This window comes from Stappia sp. BW2, from assembly GCF_008107695.1.
In the GTDB taxonomy this organism is placed as follows: Bacteria; Pseudomonadota; Alphaproteobacteria; order Rhizobiales; family Stappiaceae; genus Roseibium.
The window spans coordinates 1-19,882 of sequence record NZ_VIRG01000049.1 but is presented as its reverse complement, the minus strand read 5'-3'; the positions used below and the strand labels follow the sequence as shown (position 1 = coordinate 19,882).

Annotated in this window: 17 protein-coding genes and 1 pseudogene; 7 read left to right on the top strand and 11 right to left on the bottom strand. The window is 59.2% G+C overall.

Translation table 11 applies throughout. The features are described 5' to 3' along the window. Positions 1 to 415 precede the first annotated feature (415 nt). The 6 genes from FMN63_RS03400 (at position 416) to FMN63_RS03375 (ending at position 6,834) form a co-directional block, all read left to right on the top strand. Positions 416 to 1,075, top strand: a complete 660-nt coding sequence (locus FMN63_RS03400) for a DUF2291 family protein (protein WP_148582546.1) — start codon at positions 416 to 418, stop codon at positions 1,073 to 1,075. Continuing rightward, a complete protein-coding gene (locus FMN63_RS03395) occupies positions 1,072 to 2,613 on the top strand; it encodes a sugar ABC transporter ATP-binding protein (RefSeq protein WP_148582545.1) in 1,542 nt (513 codons plus the stop codon). The genes FMN63_RS03400 and FMN63_RS03395 overlap by 4 nt, the downstream gene beginning before the upstream one ends. Before the next feature lie 13 nt (positions 2,614 to 2,626). Then, the gene (locus FMN63_RS03390) at positions 2,627 to 3,676 is read left to right on the top strand and encodes an ABC transporter permease (protein ID WP_075281775.1); all 1,050 of its coding nucleotides are present in this window, start codon (positions 2,627 to 2,629) and stop codon (positions 3,674 to 3,676) included. A 98-nt stretch (positions 3,677 to 3,774) separates the two neighbouring features. Further along, positions 3,775 to 4,722, top strand: coding sequence for a D-ribose ABC transporter substrate-binding protein (locus tag FMN63_RS03385; protein ID WP_023001437.1), 948 nt, complete (start codon positions 3,775 to 3,777; stop codon positions 4,720 to 4,722). Positions 4,723 to 4,822: 100 nt separating this feature from the next. Beyond that, positions 4,823 to 5,680 (top strand): DeoR/GlpR family DNA-binding transcription regulator, encoded by an 858-nt coding sequence (locus FMN63_RS03380; RefSeq protein WP_148582544.1) that lies wholly within the window; start codon positions 4,823 to 4,825, stop codon positions 5,678 to 5,680. Positions 5,681 to 5,853: 173 nt separating this feature from the next. Further along, positions 5,854 to 6,834 (top strand): sugar-binding transcriptional regulator, encoded by a 981-nt coding sequence (locus tag FMN63_RS03375; protein ID WP_148582543.1) that lies wholly within the window; start codon positions 5,854 to 5,856, stop codon positions 6,832 to 6,834. Between the two features lie 19 nt (positions 6,835 to 6,853). Here the strand turns inward: FMN63_RS03375 and FMN63_RS03370 are convergent, their stop codons facing one another. From FMN63_RS03370 to dhaL (FMN63_RS03335), 8 genes are all read right to left on the bottom strand, one after another. Then, positions 6,854 to 7,798, bottom strand: coding sequence for a carbohydrate kinase family protein (locus FMN63_RS03370; RefSeq protein WP_148582542.1), 945 nt, complete (start codon positions 7,796 to 7,798; stop codon positions 6,854 to 6,856). Between the two features lie 23 nt (positions 7,799 to 7,821). Further along, a complete protein-coding gene (locus FMN63_RS03365) occupies positions 7,822 to 8,832 on the bottom strand; it encodes an ABC transporter permease (protein ID WP_148582586.1) in 1,011 nt (336 codons plus the stop codon). A gap of 5 nt (positions 8,833 to 8,837) precedes the next feature. Further along, positions 8,838 to 10,442: a sugar ABC transporter ATP-binding protein gene (locus tag FMN63_RS03360; RefSeq protein WP_148582541.1), complete on the bottom strand. Its 1,605-nt coding sequence runs from the start codon at positions 10,440 to 10,442 to the stop codon at positions 8,838 to 8,840. Positions 10,443 to 10,520: 78 nt separating this feature from the next. Next, a complete protein-coding gene (locus FMN63_RS03355; protein WP_023001443.1) occupies positions 10,521 to 11,522 on the bottom strand; it encodes a substrate-binding domain-containing protein in 1,002 nt (333 codons plus the stop codon). Between the two features lie 80 nt (positions 11,523 to 11,602). Continuing rightward, positions 11,603 to 12,583: an ABC transporter permease gene (locus FMN63_RS03350; RefSeq protein WP_162529973.1), complete on the bottom strand. Its 981-nt coding sequence runs from the start codon at positions 12,581 to 12,583 to the stop codon at positions 11,603 to 11,605. Positions 12,584 to 12,714: 131 nt separating this feature from the next. Further along, entirely contained in the window at positions 12,715 to 14,802 is a 2,088-nt protein-coding gene (locus FMN63_RS03345) for a bifunctional sugar-binding transcriptional regulator/dihydroxyacetone kinase subunit DhaK (RefSeq protein ID WP_148582539.1), read from the bottom strand. Next, positions 14,802 to 15,464: a dihydroxyacetone kinase subunit DhaL gene (gene dhaL, locus FMN63_RS03340; protein ID WP_148582538.1), complete on the bottom strand. Its 663-nt coding sequence runs from the start codon at positions 15,462 to 15,464 to the stop codon at positions 14,802 to 14,804. The genes FMN63_RS03345 and dhaL (FMN63_RS03340) overlap by 1 nt, the downstream gene beginning before the upstream one ends. Before the next feature lie 19 nt (positions 15,465 to 15,483). Then, a complete protein-coding gene (gene dhaL / locus FMN63_RS03335) occupies positions 15,484 to 17,220 on the bottom strand; it encodes a dihydroxyacetone kinase subunit DhaL (protein WP_148582537.1) in 1,737 nt (578 codons plus the stop codon). 434 nt (positions 17,221 to 17,654) lie between these two features. Here dhaL (FMN63_RS03335) and FMN63_RS03330 point away from each other — a divergent pair, with 434 nt between their 5' ends. Then, positions 17,655 to 18,152: a transposase gene (locus FMN63_RS03330; protein WP_148582536.1), complete on the top strand. Its 498-nt coding sequence runs from the start codon at positions 17,655 to 17,657 to the stop codon at positions 18,150 to 18,152. Here FMN63_RS03330 and FMN63_RS03325 read toward each other — a convergent pair. From FMN63_RS03325 to FMN63_RS03315, 3 genes and pseudogenes are all read right to left on the bottom strand, one after another. After that, positions 18,085 to 18,339 (bottom strand): annotated as a pseudogene (locus FMN63_RS03325) (DDE-type integrase/transposase/recombinase); the annotation flags it as partial. The gene FMN63_RS03330 and the pseudogene FMN63_RS03325 overlap by 68 nt on opposite strands. Positions 18,340 to 18,372: 33 nt before the next feature. After that, the gene (locus FMN63_RS03320) at positions 18,373 to 19,368 is read right to left on the bottom strand and encodes a GNAT family N-acetyltransferase (protein ID WP_148582535.1); all 996 of its coding nucleotides are present in this window, start codon (positions 19,366 to 19,368) and stop codon (positions 18,373 to 18,375) included. Then, on the bottom strand, positions 19,365 to 19,772 hold the full coding sequence (locus FMN63_RS03315; RefSeq protein ID WP_286192538.1) for a recombinase family protein: 408 nt from the start codon (positions 19,770 to 19,772) through the stop codon (positions 19,365 to 19,367). The genes FMN63_RS03320 and FMN63_RS03315 overlap by 4 nt, the downstream gene beginning before the upstream one ends. Positions 19,773 to 19,882 lie beyond the last annotated feature (110 nt).

The window sequence follows — 19,882 nt, the reverse complement described above, 5'->3', positions numbered from 1 at the left end:
AGACGAAGCTTCTGCAGTCTATATATAACATTATTATCTCATATGCATGTATTTTTTTACTGACATCGTAATTTATTTCATCTAGAGTGATTGTCATTGGGAGGCATGCAGCAGACATTTCTCCCGGCTCGAGGGTGGGAGCAGCGTTCGCAGGGACGGGACCCTCAAACGAAAAAGCCGCGCAAGCGCGGACTGGGAGGAGAACAATGGTTTTCACGTTAGTAATGACGGTCGCCCAGAAGCGCTTCGCGGATCAATGCCGCACGCAGCGCCGGGCAGTTGCGCATAGCCGCTAAGGACGTGCTGAACGGGCGCGGTTAACAGGCGTCCTAAACATCCAGCTCCTGACACGAAAAGAACATGCCGGCCGCAAGCCTTGTCGCGGCCGAACGATAATTGCATGCCGGAGGAAGATATGGCCAAGGTCGAAACAGCAGTCGGCGGCGCGTCATTCGTGAAGCCCAGCTATGGAAAGTGGATCGCGGTCGCGATCGCCGCTGTGGTGGCCGGTGCCATAGTCCTGGATACCAAGGTCGTGCGCGTCGGCTCCGAGAGCGACATTCGGCAACAGGCTTTTTCACCTGACGTCTATGGTGTGGATACTTTCCCGCGTATTCGCGACTTCGTTGCACAAAAGGCGGTCGAAGCTAGCGAGATCGGAGCCCTGGCGCTTGCCGACAAAGCAAAGCTGGCCGAAACCTACGGCACGGCTTCGTCTACCGGTTCGATCATTCCGGTGAAGTTCGAAGGTGTCGTCGGCGAAGGAAAGTCGGGACTTTACAACGTCACGATTGACGGTGTGCCGTCGGAAATCCGGGTTCGCGTCCAGACGGGTCCTGCCATCAACGGCACGGATCTTCGCGATGTCCCGGGGGATATCGCGTTCGGCGATTTCAAGAACCAGATCGAGTATCAGAACGCCGCTTCCGCCATCAACCGGGCAATGAAGCAGGTGGTGCTTGAAGGCCTCGACACGAGTGCCCTCACCGGCAAGACCATTCAGGTCACCGGCGCGTTCCGCCTGATCAATCCCAAGAACTGGCTGGTAACACCGACGGAGGTCACCGTTCGATGAACGCGATCCATCCCGTTGCCGCAGTTGAAGACGAAGTCGTGCTCGCCGCGCGTAATGTCGCCAAGTCCTACGGTGCGATCCAAGCTCTGAAGGGCGTCAACTTCGACATTCACCGTGGCCAGGTCACCACCCTTTTCGGCGAAAACGGCGCCGGCAAGTCGACCTTGATGCGCATCCTGTCCGGCATCACGACGCCTACGACGGGTGAAATCATCCTGGATGGCGCACCTATTACCTTTGCCTCGGCCACCGAAGCCCGGGACAGCGGCATCTCCATCATCCACCAGGAGCTGAGCCTGGCGCCGAACCTTTCCGTGCGGGACAACATCTTCATGGGCCGTGAAATTCGCGGACCGATGGGGGTCGACTTCGCGGAGGAAGAACGCCAGACGCGAGCGCTGATGGTGGAGCTGGAAGAGGATATCGACCCGCTGACGCCGGTTGAAGATCTGCGCCTCGGCCAGCAGCAAATCGTCGAAATTGCCCGTGCGCTTTCATATGACAGCCGCATCCTGATCATGGACGAGCCAACCTCTGCCCTGTCTGCCTCGGAAGTGGAAGTGCTGTTCAAGGTCATTCGCGATCTGACGAGCCGCGGCGTTTCCATCGTCTATATTTCCCATCACCTGGAAGAAGCGCTCCAGATCACCGATCACGCGGTTGTCCTGCGGGACGGCGTAATGACCGCCTATGCGCCACGCAGCGACATCGACCTAGAATGGATCGTCCGCAACATGGTGGGCGAGAACTATGATCTCGGCTCCCCACCGACCGGTTACGAGTTTGGCGAAACCGCCCTTTCCATTCGCAATCTGACCGTCGCCGACCCGTCAGGTGCGGATTACAACGTGGTCGACGACCTGTCGCTTGACGTGAAAGCTGGCGAGATCGTCTGCATCTACGGATTGATGGGCGCCGGACGCACCGAACTTCTGGAAACCATCGCCGGGCGGTTGAAGCAGGAGACGGGAGACATCCTCCTGAACGGCGGCAATGTCTCGCCACTCTCGATCGGCCAGAGAATTGCCAACGGTCTCGCGCTTGTTCCCGAGGATCGGCAGAAGGACGGCCTTGTCCAGACAATGACGGTCGGCCAGAACCTGTCGCTTGCCTCCATCATGGATTTCACGCGCGGCATCTTTACATCCAGAAAGCTGGAATCCGATCTCATCGAAACCAGCATCCGCAAGGTCACCGTCAAGACCTCGGGACCGGACGCGGCGATTGGCTCGCTGTCTGGCGGCAACCAGCAGAAGGTCGTGATCGGCAAGATCCTGGCCACCGACCCAAAGGTGATCATGCTCGACGAGCCAAGCCGCGGCATCGATATCGGCGCCAAGGCGGAAGTGTTCCGGCTCTTGGCCGAACGTGCCCGTGAAGGTCTGGCAGTCATTTACTCGACCTCGGAAGTCGGCGAATGCCTGTCCATCGCCCACCGCATCATCGTCATGCACCGGGGCCGGATCTCGGCGGAATTCGATTCAACCATCAGCAAGGAAAAGATCATGGCCGCCTCCGGCGAAGCCGTGGTTGCCTGACGGAGATCAGATCATGAGCGTTACGAGCGCCAACACGCAACCGGTCGCCAAGAACCGCCAGTCCCGCGAGCACAATATAGGACGGCTCCTTCTCGAAGGCCGTGCTTTCTTCGCCCTTATCGCGATCATTGCCGTTTTCTCATTCCTGTCGCCGCACTATTTCACGGTCGGGAACTTCCTGATCATGTCCTCGCATGTGGCGATCTACGGCATTCTGGCCATCGGCATGCTGCTGGTGATCCTGAACGGCGGCATTGACCTTTCGGTCGGCTCCATTCTGGCCCTGTCCGGTGTCATTGCCGGCTTTCAGATGCAGGGCATCGTTCTGGATGCCTTCGGCGTCATCGTCTATCCGCCGGTCTGGGCGGTGGTCGTAATCACCTGTGTCGTCGGAGCGCTGGTTGGCGCGGTCAACGGGATCCTGATTGCCTGGTTCCGTGTTCCGGCTTTCGTGGCAACGCTCGGCGTCATGTATGTCGCACGCGGCATCGCCCTGTTGATGACCAACGGCCTCACCTACAACAACCTGTCCGGCGATCCTTCGCTTGGAAACACCGGTTTCGACTGGCTTGGTTTCAACCGTCTGTTCGGCGTGCCGATCAGTGTTCTGGTGCTGGCGGCACTTGCGATCGTTGCCGGCCTGATGCTCAGCCGTTCCGCCTTCGGTCGCTGGCTTTACGCTTCCGGCGGCAATGCCCACGCGGCCGATCTTTCCGGCGTTCCGGTCAAGAAGGTGCAAGTTGCGGTCTATACGCTCTCCGGCATTCTTGCGGCCATTGCAGGTCTAGTTCTCTCGTCCCAGCTGACATCCGCTGGCCCGACCGCGGGAACGACCTACGAGCTGACCGCAATTGCTGCTGTGGTGATCGGCGGTGCGGCCCTGACCGGTGGCCGAGGCACCGTCAGAGGCACCATGCTGGGTGCCTTCGTCATCGGCTTCCTGTCCGACGGCCTCGTGATCATCGGCGTCTCGTCCTACTGGCAGACCGTCTTCACAGGTGCCGTGATCGTGCTCGCCGTCCTGATGAACTCCATCCAATACGGCAGCGCGCGGAAGAAATAGCCACTGCCTCGATCAGATTTCGCCGCTCCCGGAGGACTTAGGGAGCGGGAATACCCGCCAATTGGCGACCCCCATTCACGCTAAGGGAGGAATACTCGATGTTGAAATTTACCAGACGGACCCTGCTTGCTGCTGCCGCCGTCCTGCCGATGATTGCAAGCCCGGCTCTTGCCGACGGCCTGATCTCGATCATCGTCAACGATCCGGCCAACCCCTACTGGTACACCGAAGGCCATGTTGCAAAGGCTACTGCGGAAGAGCTCGGTTACGAGGCCCAGGTCAGCGCCCATAAAGGCGACACCAACACCGAAAGCACCCTGATCGATACCGCGATCACCAACCAGTCCAAGGCAATCATTCTCGACCCGGCCAATGCAGACGGTTCCGTCGGCGCGGTGAAGAAGGCCGTGGCCGCCGGCATTCCGGTGTTCCTCATCAACGCTGAAATCAATCAGGAAGGCCTTGCCCAGGCACAGCTCGTTTCCAACAACGCCCAAGGGGCTGCAATCGGTGCGCAGCAGTGGGTGGAAGCCGTTGGTGAAGAGGGTAAATATGTCGAGCTCTTCGGTGCGCCGTCCGACAACAACGCGGCGACCCGTTCCAACGGTTTCGAAACCGTGTTGACCCAGTACCCGGATCTGGAAAAGGCAGCGCAGGAAGTTGCCAACTGGGACCGTACCCAGGGCTATCAGAAGATGCAGTCCATGCTTCAGGCCAATCCGGACATCATCGGGGTCATCTCCGGCAACGATGAAATGGCTCTCGGTGCCATCGCCGCCTTGAAGGAAGCCGGCAAACTTGACCAAGTGAAGGTCGGCGGCTTTGACGGTTCGCCGGACGCTGTTGCTGCCATCCGTGCTGGCGAACTTCAGTACACCGTGCTGCAGCCAGTTGCAGTCTTCTCCGCTGAAGCAATCCGCCAGGCCGACAAGTACATCAAGACCGGTTCCACCGGCGCTGAAAGCGAAAAGCAGCTCTTCGATTGCGTGCTGATCACGGCCGACAACGTCGACAAGGTCACGGCAGCCTTCACCCTGACCCAATAATACCTCCCCACCTGACGGAGGCATCGCAAGGTGCCTCCGCTTTTTCCGGGCAACCAGACCGCAACGCTGCCACTTTGCCAAATTCAGACTTTGACGTTAAGTGAAGCTGATCGAGCAGCAGCAGAAGCGACACAGCGTGGCATCGGACAACACCAGTTCCCCCGGAAACCGGCCCCACCTTCCCACCGACAGCCGACAGGCGCGCCAGATTGCGCGCAGGCGTTTGATCGCCGACTACGTCAACAGCCGCCAGAGTGCGCGCATCGACGAGATTTCGAAACGCTTCGGCATCAGCCTGATGACGGTCCATCGCGATATCGACACGCTGGTCGAGGACGGGCTTGTCTCGAAGTCCCGCGGTGTGATCACCTCCAGAACCAGTGCTGCTGGTTTAGCTGAACCGGCTGATACCGCGGCAACTGACGCCGGCGACTATCAGGCGATCGCAGCGGCCGCTGCGGATCTGATCCAGCCCGGCCAGACCGTTTTTCTCGCAGGCTCCCCGATTCTCAGGCACGCAGCCAGGCACCTCGCCAGCAAGGTGCCACTTACCATTGTGACCAACTGCCTCGATCTGATGAACGATTTCCGCGAGTTTCCCGATATTTCTCTCATCGGGCTAGGCGGGACGTTCAAATCCTGGTCTGGCTGTTTCCACGGTCCGCAAACGATCCGGGAAGTCAATGACATCGATGCGGATGCGGCGATTGTCTCTGCGGATGCGATCTTCGAGGAAAAGGCCTTCTACGAGACCGAAGAAGACCTGGCCGTTCGGAAAGCGATGCAGGAAAAGGCTAGACGGAACATCCTGGTTGCCAGCCATGGGATGTTCGACAAGAAGGCCTTTTACGGTGGCAACGATCTTCGTGACTACGACGCGGTTGTCGTGAATTCCGCCGTTCCCCCGCTGCTTGTCGACCGAATGCTGTCCAGAAAAATCGACGTCCGGCTTGCCTGAGATCCTCTCGACAATTCTTGTCTCCAGACAATCGTAACATTGTCGTCTTTTGTTGCAACGAAATGACAAATGTTACTTAATGCTGCCAAAAGTCAGAATCATTAATCGGCGTATTGGACTATCGGCCAAAATCGTGCAATTCAGATCGGCAACAAAGGGGGGGGGGAGCGGTCATGACAATGGAACCGTCTCGAGAGGTCAATCGCCGCGTACCTGCGGAGTTTGACGATGTCGTCGTCTGGGCAGCCTGGCTCTATTACGAAGAATCGCTCAACCAGAGCGACATTGCCGGCATCATCGGTGTCTCGCGCGCAACCATCGTGAACTATCTTCAAGAAGCACGAGAGCGGGGTGTCGTTCGCATCGCCATGGATGCGGGCGTCATGGCACGTTCCGATCTCTCACGGGAGATATGCGAACGCTTTGGCCTCAGCGAAACGCTGGTGGTGCAGCATCAACCCGGCGCGGATGCCCAGACACGGCTATTGACCCTTGGTGCAGCCGGTGCGCGCCAGCTGGAGCGGATGATCGACCCCGGTGAGATCCTCTGTGTTTCCTGGGGCAAGACTGTTCTTGCGATTGCCGACGCGTTGAAACCCATGAGCGACGTCGACGGGGTTACGGTGGTTCAGGTGACAGGAGCCGCTACCAGCAAGCGCGACTTTTCCGCCGAACTCTGCACCGCAATCATGGCCCGTAAGCTTGGTGCGATCAGCATGAACCTAAATGCACCGGCTGTCCTTTCCAGCGCAGACCTGTGCCAGGCGCTGCGACGGGAACCTGCCCTCGAACGCCAGTTCGACATGATCCGGCAAGCCCGTACGATCGTTTTCGGGCTCGGTGGCCTTGGTCCGGAAAGCACCATTCGCTTTGCCGACATCGCGACGGACGAGGAAATCGACGCCTACGGTGAAGACGGTGCGAAAGCCGTTCTGATCTGCCGGTTCCTCGATAAGGAAGGCAATCAGATCACCCGGGAATTCGACAAGCGCATGATGGGGATCGAACTCGACGAGCTGCGCGCCATTCCACGCCGGCTTTGCGTGGCAGGCGGCTTGTCAAAGCTCGAGGCAATCCGTGCGACGCTGAAGGGGGGCTATGCAACCCACTTTGTCACCGACCTGGAAACGGCGCGGGCCCTCCTCAAGGGCTGAGGCCCGCGCGTTCTGTCGGTCAGGCAAGAACCTTTGCCGAATTCATGAAGTTGACGGTGCCTTCGAAGCTCTTGATGCCCGCGTCAGACCCGAGCCCCGTCGCCACAAGCGCCGCCGAGGCCTGCGCAAAGTTCAGCGCAGTCTTCAGATCCATCTTGTGGTGAAGGGCCGTGATGAACCCGGCATCGAAGGCGTCGCCGCAGCCGGTCGTATCCACAACGGAAATTTCGAACGCTGGCTGGCGGACAAACTCGCCCTTGTGATCCATGAAGCAGACGCCGTCACCGCCGAGCGTGAAGACACACTGCTTGACGCCGCGATCCAGGAAAAAACGTCCTGCTTCCTGGATGTTGCCTGCACCGGAAATCAGACGGGCTTCTTCGATCGACGGCATGAAATAATCGACATGCGGAAGCAGCGGCAGGAGCAGGTCGATTGTGTTTTCGTTGGCTCCCAGCAGATCGAAGGTGACCGTGCGGCCACGTTTCTTGGCTTCCGCCAAAAGTCTCGCGCTCGGCTCGCCGTCCAGTCTGGCCAGGAGTCCGGTTCCACCCAGGTGAATGATTGACGGCGCCAGCACGGCATCAAGCATGTCTGCTGGGATATCAAAATGATCGGACGCGCCGCGCTGGTGCAGGGCCGGACGGTCGCCGTTACGGCGCACGTTCAGGATGGTTGCCGACGTCGGTACGCCCTCGAGCCGCTGCATCAAGCTGGTGTCGACCTTGAACCGGCTGAGCGTCGACAGCACGAAGTCGGCCTTTTCATCGTCGCCGACGGCTCCGACGGCCAGACAGTTCAGTCCGAGTTTCGCCAGATCGATCACCGTACCGCCTGCAGTACCGGCAACGGTCAATCTAATTTCGTCGATGAACTCGACGTTGCCGCCCTCGGGGATCCCATCGACCGGACGACCGAGAACGTCAAGAATGTAAAGGCCTATGACAGCAGCATCGTGGCTCATTTTTCCTCCCGGGAAATTATGTTTCAGGCGCGGTTGCGCAATGCGAAGATCGTGCCCGCCAGCAGGATGAAGGCGCCGATGATCGCGAGTTGAAGCGTGCTGGGGATACCGATGAAGACAAGAACGTTGCTGACCAGCGTGATCAGGACAACGCCGAGCAGTGTGCCGACCACGGTTCCCGAACCGCCGGTGATCTTGGCGCCGCCGAGCACCACTGCCGCGATGATTTCCAGTTCCATGCCCGCAAGGTCGAACGGGTTGGCAAGCCGGTTCGAAGCGACATGCACGATACCAGCGACACCAGCCAGAAGGCCGGCCCAGCCGAAGACGAACAACCGGACATAGAACAGATTGAAACCTAGGCGCTCGGCAATGCCCGGAGTGCCGCCAGCCGCGAAGATCGCCCGTCCCATGAGCGTTCTTTCGAGGATGAACCAGGTCGCAAAGGCCGTGGCCACAAGCACCAGCACTGTTGCCGGCAGGGTCGAGATCACACCATTGGTGCCATGCCACGTGATCAGCGAGGCTTTCCCGAAGCCATCCATTGCGGCCGGAATATTCATGAACAGGGCCGTTCCGATGAACGTCAGCAGGAAACTGCGAATGAAGTACTGGGTGCCAATGGTGACGATCAGCGAAGGCGTGCGCAGCGCATGGACCAGAAGCCCGTTGACCACGCCGAAAGCAGCTCCTCCTGCGGCCGCCAGCGGCAGGATCACCCAGATCGGCATGCCCGGAAACACATTCGTGACCAGCATGGTCAGCGCGTACATGACGAAGGCTGCAATCGCGGTAAACGATACATCGATCCCGCCGGCGGCAAGAACGGCAAGTACGCCCATCGCAAAGATGCCGCGGACCACCGAGGCTCGTAGAATGTCGAAGAGATTGTTGACCGCAAGAAAGTCCGGATTGGCAATTGCAACGCCGATCACCGTCAGGATGACGAGTGCAAGAGTGAACAGCTCCGGTCTGCGGCCCATCAGATCCCAGATGCGCCTGAACACGCCGGGTCCGCTGTTGGTAAGGGTCATGTCGGTCACTGTGCGGCTTCCTCGTCCATGTTCGCCGGCGCTTCCGTCGCCGGGCCTGCAGCCATTGTCTGGTAGATCCCGTCTTCATCGACCTCTTCGGCCGCATAGTCGGCGACGATCCCGCCCTGTCGCATGACGAGAATGCGGTCGCAGTTCTGCAGCAGCTCGGGAAGGTCATCGGAAATGATCACGACAGCCATGCCGTCGTCCGCCAGACGCTGAATGATGCGGAAGATCGTGTCCTTCGAGCCGACATCGACGCCAACAGTCGGGCCGTGCAGCACCAGAAGGCGTGGTTCGATGGTGAGCCAGCGTCCGATCAGAACCCGTTGCTGGTTACCGCCCGAAAGCGATTGCACCGGCACCGTGACATCGGGCGCGACCACCTGAAGATCAGTGATCTGGTCTTCAGAGAGCTTGCGCGCCTTGCGCTGGCTGATCATTCCGAAGAAGTTGCGCAGCCTGTTCAACACCGGCAGCGTGACGTTGTCCTGAATGGATTTCTCCAGGAAGAGGCCTTCGGTCAGGCGGTCTTCGGGAACATAGCCGACACCTTCCCTGATGGCCTCGGCCGGCGAGCGCAGGGCAACCGACCGGCCGCCCAAACGGATCGTGCCGCGCTCTGCCGGGACGACACCGGAAAGCGCGAGGGCCAGCTCGTTGCGGCCGGAATCCAGAAGGCCGGTCACACCCAGAATTTCACCCTTGCGTACCGTGAACGAGAGGTTCGTGAAGGCACGTGCCTGGCTCAGTCCCTCGACCTGAAGTAGCGTGTCGCCGATTTTCGGCTCGGTGCGATACCGGGCCTCGGAAATCTCGCGACCGGTCATCAGATGACCGATTTCGGCCTTGTTGGTGGTGGTTACATCGCGCTCGGCAACCTTCTGGCCGTCACGCATGATGATGGCGTGTCCACCAAGCGACTTCACTTCGTCGAGCTTGTGCGTCACGAACAGTACCGTCACGCCCTTGTCCAAAAGCTCCCGGACCACGGAAAGCAGGTAGTTCACTTCCTGCCGGGTGAGCGAAGTGGTCGGCTCATCCATGATGACGAGCCGTGCCTCTGCGGCAATGGCGCGGGCAATCGCGACCAGCTGCCGGGTTGCAAGAGGAAGCGTGTCAATTCTGCGCGTCAGGAAGGCACGGTCCGTCGGCAGATGAACTTGCTCAAGAGCCTTGGCCGCAGTTTCGTAAAGCGCCCCTAGCTTCAGCCTCCGGGCGAGACTACCATCTGCTTCCACGAGCTGACCTGTCAGGGCGACATTCTCGGCAACCGACAGATTGGGGAGCAGGGAAAGGTCCTGATAGACAGTCTCGATGCCCGCACGCAGGGCACCGATGGCACCGAGATCGCCTGCAACCTCGCCTTCGGTCTGCACGCCATCGATGAAGATCTGTCCCGATGTCGCCGGTTGGGCGCCAGAGATGATCTTGATCAACGTGGACTTGCCGCAGCCGTTTTCACCCATGAGATGATAGATCTGTCCGGCTTGAAGCGTGACGCTGACATCCTTCAGCGCCTGCACGCCGCCGAACGACTTGCGCACATTGCGGATCTCGAGAAAAGGTGCCGTGCCTGTCTTTTGAGACTGAGCGGGCTGGGGCTGCATGGTGACGTCCTGTGAATTCGATAGGTTCGGGGTCGCGGTGTTCCCGCGCCCCCTGTTTTGCTGTCGGGTGTCAGAGGATCAGAACGGGTATTCGCCGTAGTTTTCCTTGCCGACATCAACCCAGGCCTGGCCCTGAATGATGATGCCCTTGCCCGGACCCTGGCTCACCTTGACCGAGTTGTAGCCCTGCACGCCGAGGTCGGCGCCATCGGTGATTTCTTCGCCGTTGAGGATCTTTTCCGAAACGACGTTCATCACGTAGCCGGCATCCTTCGGATCCCAGAAGTAGATCCGGTCGACAGCGCCGGTCTCCAGGTAAGGTCCGGTGTCCTTGGGCAGGCCCAGGCCGAAGACGCAGGTCTGATCAGACCGGCCAGCTTCCTCGATCGCACGGCCAATGCCGATGACGTCGATTGCGGACGAGCCCTGGAAACCCTTGATGTCCGGATAGGCGCGCAGGATTTCCTTGGCCTTCTCATACGCCTTGTTGGCGTCGTTGAAGGATTCGTTTTTCGCAGCAACCAGTTCCATGCCCGGATACTTGGCTTCCGCGTTGGCCGCACCGGCATCAACCCACTGGTTGTGCGTCAGGCTGCCGAGCGAGCCGACGAAGGTCGTCCACTTGCCTTCACCGCCCATGCATTCAGCCAGTCCTTCGTTGATCTTGGTGCCGAACGCCGCGTTGTCGAAAGCTTCGATGTCGGCATCCGCGTTGACGATGCTGTCACCTTCATGGGCGATGACCTTGATGCCACGGCCCTGTGCACGGCGCAGCACGCCTTCCAGTGCGGACGGATCCATCGGAACCACGGCGATCGCGGATACGCCCTTGGCAACCAGATCCTCGATGATGCGTGCCTGCTGGGCGGCATCGGCCTGTGCCGGGCCGATCTGGGTGGCGTCGATAGCCTCCTTGTCCGCATTGAAGGCATCGACGCCTTCGTTCATGCGAATGAACCAGTTTTCGCCAGTAACCTTCACGACCGTCGTGATGGTCTGCTCGTCTGCAGCCAAAGCCGGGCCGGCAAGTATTGTGCTCAAGACGAGCGCGCTTCCAGCCAGTTTCTTGACTGATTTCATAGTCTTTCCTCCACGGTTTATTAAAAGGGCTGTTCATTCTTGCGCCGCCCGGGGTGCCCTCAGGCCCGCGGCGCATCCGTTCATTGCCTTGATGGCAACCAGATGCTGAAGTTTACGCGAGCCGAGGCCAGCAGGGCGAGCAGAAGGACACCCCAGGCAAGGTCGCGGAAGAAGTTCGAGATTCCGAGAAAGTTGAACAGGCTCGACAGGATCTGCAGCGCCGTTGCCGCAAGAAGAACACACAGCACCTTGCCGTATCCGCCTTCCGGCTTCACGCCACCCAAAACTGCAATCAGGATCGCGATGAGGACATACGAGCTGCCGTAATCCCATTTGACGGACAGATTGCGTGAAGCGATGACGACACCCGCGATAGAGGCCAGAATTCCGCAGATCGTATAGGTGATCACGATCATGCGGCGGGCCGGAATACCGCCATAGTGAGCGGCCTTCGCATTCGATCCGAGCAGCATCAGCTTCACGCCGAAGGGCGTGTAGCGGAGGATATAGGCAATCAGCGCGGCCACCACGACAAACAGCGTGAAGCACAGGGGAACGCCGAGAACGGGCAGGTTTCCGAAGCTGTCGAGCGGCGGAATATATCCGAGGCTGAGTGCCGATCCGTTGGTCAGCCAGACGGCGACACCGGTGAACAGCAGCTGGGTGCCGAGTGTCGCGATCAGCGGCGTCAGACCGGCAAAGGCGATGACTATTCCATTCAGAAGTCCACCAACGAGGCCGACCGCAATTGCAACGCCGGCGAACGTCCAGGAGAACAGCAGCGGATCGTCACCCGGCACGACAAGCGCACGAACGACCAGAAACGAAACGATGCCGGAGAGATTGGCCAGGGCGATTCCGGAAAGATCGATGCCGCCGTTCCCGGATATCATGGCCAGGGTCACGCCAAGTGCCAACAGGCCGAGTTCTGGTACCTGGGCAGCCATGATCTGCAGGTTATAGCTGTCGATAAAATTGGCACCTGCAAGCAGGGCACCGGTGACCAGCACGATCACATTGATCAGCGCCAAAAACACCGTCTGTCGGTCAGCTCTAGGCAACAATCTTTCCTCCCAGGGGCCGGAGCGTTTGCACTCCGGATCGTTAATTGTATTTAGACAAGGGTATCTGACAAATGTCAATCACTCTGACTCAAGGTTTGACAACTCACCTTTAACTCATTGTTTTTTCGTCATTTTACACCCTTCTGATCACCGAGTTCCGTCAGTGCAGGAGTGTGGCAGGGATGGTCGAGAAGGGTGATAAGCTCGTCGTCCAGCTTCATCATCGAGAGCGACACTCCCTTCATGTCGAGCGAGGTGAAATACGGACCGACGAAGGTGCGGTGAACGCCGATGCCATGCGCCTTCAGACGCTGGCGGACACGGCGTGCCAGAATGTAGAGTTCCATCGTCTGGGTGCCCCCGAGCGAGTTGATGAGCAGCGCCACGCGATCGCCGCGCACCGGTGCCATTTCGCTCAGAATGCGGTCCAGAAGCAGATCCGCGGCATCATCCGCCTTGACGATCTTCTGCCGCATCACACCGGGCTCACCGTGGATGCCGACCCCGATCTCCATCTCGTCAGGACCGACCTCGTAGCTCGGCTGACGGGTATCGGGCAGCCTTACCGGCTCCAGGGCCAGGCCCATCGTGTAGGTACAGTCGGCCGCGCGCCGCGCAACGATTTCGCAGGCCTCGAGCGAGGCATTGAGATCTGCCGCAGCCCCCGCGATCTTGAAAACGAAGACGTTGCCGGCAACACCCCGGCGCGACCCGCGGGCATCCGGTGGTGACGAGGCGATGTCGTCTGTCGTCACCACCTGCCGAACACGAATTCCCTCCGCCGCTGCCATTTCGGCCGCCATGTCGAAGTTCATGACGTCACCGGAGAAGTTTCCGTAGATATAAAGAAGTCCAGCATCGCCATGAACTGCACGGCTCGCAGCCAGAATCGGGTCAGGCGGCGGCGCGGCAAAGATGTTGCCCATGACGGCAGCATCAGCGCAGCCCTGGCCGACATAACCCCAGAACCCGGGGTCATGGCCCGAACCGCCCCCAATGACGATGCCGACCTTGCCGGACCTTGGCCCGTTCCGCGCCATCACGGCACGATGGGTCCCCGGCACCTTGGCAAGCAAGGGTTCATGCGCCAGCAAGAGACCGTCGATACTCTCGTCGACAATGTCCCGTGCTTCGTTGATCAGTTTCTTGTCGCCGCCGTGATGGACGCGCGGTGCAGCCCCGTCGACAACAGGGGGCGGGACTTGCGAACGCCGCTTCGGCTCCTGCCAGCCATCCGCCGTGAGCACACCTCTTGCACTGGCCGCATCGGTGATCAGCACATTGACGTATCCGCCGCGCAGCGCAGCAAGGATCGCCGAAACCTTTTCAATGCCGCCGGCAACGGCAATGCGCTGCGGGATTGCCCGCAACGCTGCAAGATCAAGGCCGATCGTCCGATCGTTGACCGGACCGATGACCGGTTCCCCGCGTGCCGAGATGAAGCGCCCGCTGACGCTGCCGACCGCGTCCTGATAGTGCGCTTGCTGGTCGACCCCGTCGAGAAAGCCGCTTGAGTGAATTGTGCTTTCCGGGCGCATCGACGAAATACCCATCACGATGCGATTGGCTTCCGAAAGAACGACCATCTGCTCGGACAAGACGGTTTCGGCCAGCAGTCGTTCGCGCATTTCCGGCGAGGATACGATGGCAGGTGCCGACAGGGGCACCCAACGAGCCCCCAGCGCTTCGGCAAGGCGAGCGGCGCAGGCCTCCGGAGTCCAGCGTATACGGGCCGTCGTGCTGCCGGATGCCTGAACGACGCGAATGTCGGCAAGGCCCGGATGGTGCAATTCCTCGGCAAGAGACAGAACAGACCGGCCCCAAGCCACTGCAATCGTGTCGCCGGCACGCACCAACCTCTTGAGCACCTGCGCACCCGCAGCGCCAAGCCGTTCGAACAGCGAGCGATCACCCCCTTCGCTGGGGATGACCAGGCAATCCTGCAGGTTGAAGTGGTCCTTCATGGCCTTTGCGATCATGACCGAACGGAAACGATCCGGTTCGATCTCGATATTGACCAGCCCACGCGTGCGCGCATCGGCCAGATAGGTATTTACCGACGCCCGGGAAAGCCCCATGAGGTTGGCGATGTCCGCCTGGGTCATGCCGTCTTCGTAATAAAGCCAGGCAGCCCACAGCAGCGGATCGTCACCGAACCGCATCGGCATTTCACTCAGGACGGCCTTGTCGGAATTCCCGCCGGAACGCTTCACCATCAGCTTGCCTCCCCTTGCAGGAGGTTCGCGAGACCCTCGCGCAATGCGGCAATGATGATGACTGCGGAAGCGGCTCCCGGGTCGACATGCCCGAGCGATCTTTCACCCAGTCTTGCGGCCCGGCCGACGGAGGCGACCATGGCGCGCGTGGCTTCTCGCCCTTCGCTCGCCGCCTCCAGCGCGGCATCGAGGCAAGCAACCGGACCTGCTCCATTCTGCTGTGCTTCTGTTACGGCACGCGCGGCCGGTCCCCAGGCATCCAGCATGGTCTTGTCGCCCGGGGTAGCCTTGCCCCGTTGTGCTATTCCGTCGCAGAAGCAGACGACCATCTCCGGGAGACGATCGACCGGAATATCCTCCTGCGCATCAAAGGCCTGACCAGCCCGAAGAAAGGCACTGGCATAGAGCGGGCCGGTCGTTGCACCAACGGCATTCAGGAACGAGCGTCCTGCAATCGGCAACAGGGCACCGGCCTTCATGTCCTGGTTTGCGGCCTCAACGCATGCGGTAACGACCGCAGCAAATCCGCGAGCCATGGTGTTCCCATGGTCGGCGTCACCGATGGCGCCATCCAGGGCACCAAGTTCGGCACTTGCTTCGTCGATCCGCATCGAGATGATGCGGAGCAATTCGGTCATTTGCGTTGCGTTGAGGTTTGTCATGGTTCGTCTGCTGCTCCGTTTAGCCCAGCCTCTTTTCAAGTGAGTCGGCCAGTGCCAACAGGATAAGGCAGCAGGATGTCGCGCCTGCGTCCAGCACACCGCGCGATCGTTCGCCCAGACGGCTGGCACGTCCGATCTTCGCGATCAGATCGATCGTGCTGTCACGTCCCTGTTCTGCGGCCTTGCGCATGGCAGCAAGGGCAGCAACGAACCCTTGCGATTTCGCACCATCAAAGGCTTCGACCGCCGGAACAAGCGTGTCGATCAGCGTCTTGTCGCCGACCTTTGCCGAACCGGTCCGGCGGACGCCTTCAAGCGCGGCATTGAGAACGGCCGAGAACCCGTCGGCATCGATGGCAGGGCGCCCCTGAACGGTCGTCGCCATTTCCAGGAACATGAAGCCGTACAATGGCCCCATGGATCCGCCGATCTCGCTCATCAGGACATCGGACAGAACGCTCATCGCCTCATCGAGTGAAAGGGACTTGCCGGAAATACGCTCCGCGGCACGACCAAACCCCTTGGCCATGTTGATCCCGTGATCACCGTCCCCGATCAAACCGTCGATTTCGGAAAGATAGGCCTTGTTCGCGACGATCACCTCGGCAACTTCGGCCACGATCTCCTGAGATCCTGCAACAGGCACAGAAGGTCCCTCGATGGTGACATCCTTTGCGACGGTGGACCGCGCTTCTTTTCGGCTTCCCCGTGACCTCTGGGTCAGAGCGCCTTCGACAACTTCCGGCGCTTCGACCTTCCCGGTCGACATGCCAGGTGCCTCGGCGGCCATGTCCAGCAGCTCCTTCAGCTCACTGTCGAGCGCCATAACCGTCAAGGTCGCACCGATCATTTCGAGCGAGGTGAAGTAGTTGCCGACAAACGCCTTGTGCACACGAATGCCCTGCGCCTGGAGACGTGTCTCGATGCGGTTGTAGAGGACATAAAGCTCGTTCACGGGCGTGGCACCGAGACCCGAAACAAGCACGGCGACTTCGGCACCGTCCTCAAGTCCGTGATCATCGAGAACGATCTTCAGCATGTCGTCGGCCACGGCATCGGCAGAAGCGAGCTTTTCGACACGAACTCCGGGTTCGCCGTGGTGACCTATGCCGACTTCCATCGTACCGGCTTCGATCGAAAAATTGGGACGACCCACAGCGGGCAAGGTGCAGGGCCCGAGACCCACACCAACGGACCGGCAGGCATCGATTGCCTTTTGCGCGGCCACCTGCACTTCCGTCAATGATCCGCCGAGCGCAGCCTTCGCTCCGCCGATCTTCCACATGAAGATTTCTCCGGCGACACCCCGGCGCTTTTCCCGCTCGGCAAGTGGTGCAGAGCAGACGTCGTCGTTGGCAACCACCGTAACGACCTCGATGCCGTCGGGAGCCACCATTTCCTTGGCCAATTTCACGTTCATGTTGTCTCCGGCATAATTGCCGTAGAGGACGGCGACACCCTTGCCGCCATCGGCGGCGCGGATCGCGTCGGCAAAGCTCTTGGCGGTCGGTGAGGAGAACAGCTCGCCAATAGCGGTGGCGTCGACGAGGTTCCGGCCGGTGTAACCGATAAAGGCCGGCTCGTGACCCGATCCACCGCCAGTGACGATACCCACACGACCTGGCCGCGGCGCTGTGGTGGACACGACAACACGGTCGTTTTCCGGATCCAGCCGAACAAGGTCGCTATGCGCCCTCACGAAGCCGGCAACGGTCTCGTCCACGAGGTTGTCTGGGTCGTTGATAAATCTCTGCATTCTCTTTCCGCTTGAAAAAACGTCACAGAAGGGCTCAGCCCCGGAAGCCATGCGCGAGATGCCTTTGAACAAAGGCCCGCGCTCGGCGAATCGAAGTTTCCGAGACAAGAGTGACGCTGATTAGCTCCTCCCTAAGCCGCCCTGAACGTGCAGGTCCGATCTTGATGGGCTCTATGCTTCATCCGTATTTTGTCATTTGTCAAGCAGGAGTCGAATAATATCAAAAATGACACTCCAAGCTTTGGAGCTTTGCTTGCGAGTGACGCTACCGGGCGTCGAGCGACTTGAGCTACCTCCCGAAATTCGGACACCGACGTAAGCTACGATTTGTTGTCTGCTGGTCTTCGAGAACAAGGAGATCAGAGAGGCCTTGTTGCATTAAATCTTTTCCGTGCTTACCTGATCTGCGTTCAGTCGCTTATGAAGTTTTGTGAATGCCGTTCAAACACCACGCTTCCCGTCGCCATAAGTTTGCGAAGTCCAAGCATCGTGTGACGAACTGGTCCGAGTACTCCGAAAGCCTGCGCCGGCGGGCGGATATCACGGTTTGGATTGACGAAAGCGTGGTGCATCGGTGGGGCATGGCGCGCACCGGCAAGCGGGGCCAGCCGGGCCGGTACTCTGATCTTGCCATCACGGTGTGCTTGCAGGTCTGGACCGTTTTCCATTTCGCCCTGTGGCAAACCCAAGGGTTTCTTCGCTCAGTATTCCAGCTGTTGGGGATGGAACTGGTCATTCCCGACTTTTCCACGCTCTCGCGCCGAGATGGCGGGCTTGAGCCTTTGCCCCGCGCAAGATCCGAAGCGCCAGGTTGGTGTTGTCAGGTTAAATCCGTTGGGGTGATATTGGGCAGGCACTCGTTGATCAAGCGGCCACGTCTGCAACGGCTTTCCAATGTGCGATGGCGCCGATCCGATGCAGATGGATGGTGAGGGCTGAGGATTTCGAGCGAGGTGGAACGAAGAGATTCCGAACCGCCGAGAAGACGGGCAGGAAACGTTGCAACCCGCCCGGCGAGCGAAATCCCTGCATCACCCGTTCTCGTTTTCGCAAAGGCAAATGCGAGTTCTCAGCGCGATTGTTGAGGCCTTTATGTGATCGATGCTCGACTGCCGGAATGGGGTCGGTTCCGGTTGAGGGCGAAATGACACCCTAAGCACGACGACCGAGTGGGTGGATCATGAAGAGGCAGGGATTCCCGTCGCCCCAATGTGTCGGGAACACCTCAACAGGTAGAAATCCGACGGTCTCGTAGAAGGCGCGAGTAGCAGCGTAATTCTTATCGGACTTCGTTGCTGCAATCGTCTTTGTTGTCAAGAAACGAGCATTTTTGCTAACCGCATGATCTTTTGCAGCTTTTATCAGGGCCCGGCCTAGTCCCATCCGGTGCCAACCACCTTTGACGCCCATCACGTGAACTTCGACCGCAAACTCAGAAGTGACATTAAGGGACAAAAACCCTACAGCGGTTCCATCGGGCGCGAGGCAAGCGAACATGGGCAGAGCCTCTGCCCGACGCACGTAAGCGGCAATGGCTGCTGGAATACCGAACCATTCCGGCAAATCGCTCAGGATCTCTTGAACGATTTGCCCTTTGTGTTTGGTCACGGCTCGAATTTGATCTTTGGCAGCCTTTTTTACGATTGAGGCAATGAAAGGCCCTTTCCTTCCGGTGTAGTAGTCCCAGTCGTTGTCAGTTTCAGAAGCCAGCTGCTGCTTCAAGAGGGCGTATGAAGTGGCGTCTTCGGGGTGCGCTCTCAAGTGATTCCGGAAAAACAGGCGTTTCTGATGCGTAGGTGTACCCGGGGCACACAGATAGACACGTTCTCCAAACGACCCTCGGCCTGTCGTGAACGCCCACATACCGTCATCATATTTGTTGCCATGATAGGTGTAGCCAACTTGCTTTAATCTCTCGATCCCTTGTGGGATTAACTCTTCCGATTTTAGGACGATATCGACATCGATTTTGGGCTTTGCACACATACCAGGAATAGAAGTGCTGCCGATATGTTCGATGTCCGCAACCAGACCATCTAGCAAACGGTCTAGTTTGGCTGCGGCCTCATCAAACTCATTTGGCCAAGCCGGATCGTAGTCTAGCACCTGGATCGCTTTGTATCCGGGTTGTTTCGGATCTCGGGTCATACGGCCCTCTGTTGTCGAGACCGTTGCACAACGTCGGCGACAGTATTCTTGCTGATGCCAAGGTCACGAGCGATCCAGCGGTAGCTCCTTCCTTCGGCAACGAGCGCTAGAATTTTTGGAGCGAGCCGGTCTGATTTGGGGCGTTCACCGGGTTGCCGACCAAGTTTCTTTCCACGCGCTTTCGCAGCGGCGAGCCCGGACTTGACCCGTTCGCTGATTAGGTCGCTTTCGAATTCTGCAATACCGGACAGGAAAGTTGCGAGCATGCGGCCGTGGGGCGAGGACAAATCGAAGGTCATGCCATTCATTGCAATGACCGAGACCTTCCAGCCTTCCAATTCACGCAACGTATTCAGAAGGTCTGTCGTCGATCGTCCCCACCTGGAAGGCGTTGGTGCACGGATATGATTTCAACGTTTTGCATCTATGCGGCGGGGATCGAAAATAGCATTATTGGTTCAGCATGCCGCACAAATATAACGGTGCCCGCCGACATCACATCGGCAAGATGAAG

Coding starts and splice junctions, on each gene's coding strand:
- FMN63_RS03400 (WP_148582546.1), top strand. CDS start 416: ATGGCCAAGGTCGAAACAGCAGTCGGCGGCGCGTCATTCGTGAAGCCC.
- FMN63_RS03395 (WP_148582545.1), top strand. CDS start 1,072: ATGAACGCGATCCATCCCGTTGCCGCAGTTGAAGACGAAGTCGTGCTC.
- FMN63_RS03390 (WP_075281775.1), top strand. CDS start 2,627: ATGAGCGTTACGAGCGCCAACACGCAACCGGTCGCCAAGAACCGCCAG.
- FMN63_RS03385 (WP_023001437.1), top strand. CDS start 3,775: ATGTTGAAATTTACCAGACGGACCCTGCTTGCTGCTGCCGCCGTCCTG.
- FMN63_RS03375 (WP_148582543.1), top strand. CDS start 5,854: ATGACAATGGAACCGTCTCGAGAGGTCAATCGCCGCGTACCTGCGGAG.
- FMN63_RS03370 (WP_148582542.1), bottom strand. CDS start 7,798: ATGAGCCACGATGCTGCTGTCATAGGCCTTTACATTCTTGACGTTCTC.
- FMN63_RS03365 (WP_148582586.1), bottom strand. CDS start 8,832: ATGACCCTTACCAACAGCGGACCCGGCGTGTTCAGGCGCATCTGGGAT.
- FMN63_RS03360 (WP_148582541.1), bottom strand. CDS start 10,442: ATGCAGCCCCAGCCCGCTCAGTCTCAAAAGACAGGCACGGCACCTTTT.
- FMN63_RS03355 (WP_023001443.1), bottom strand. CDS start 11,522: ATGAAATCAGTCAAGAAACTGGCTGGAAGCGCGCTCGTCTTGAGCACA.
- FMN63_RS03345 (WP_148582539.1), bottom strand. CDS start 14,802: ATGGTGAAGCGTTCCGGCGGGAATTCCGACAAGGCCGTCCTGAGTGAA.
- dhaL (WP_148582538.1), bottom strand. CDS start 15,464: ATGACAAACCTCAACGCAACGCAAATGACCGAATTGCTCCGCATCATC.
- dhaL (WP_148582537.1), bottom strand. CDS start 17,220: ATGCAGAGATTTATCAACGACCCAGACAACCTCGTGGACGAGACCGTT.
- FMN63_RS03330 (WP_148582536.1), top strand. CDS start 17,655: ATGCCGTTCAAACACCACGCTTCCCGTCGCCATAAGTTTGCGAAGTCC.
- FMN63_RS03320 (WP_148582535.1), bottom strand. CDS start 19,368: ATGACCCGAGATCCGAAACAACCCGGATACAAAGCGATCCAGGTGCTA.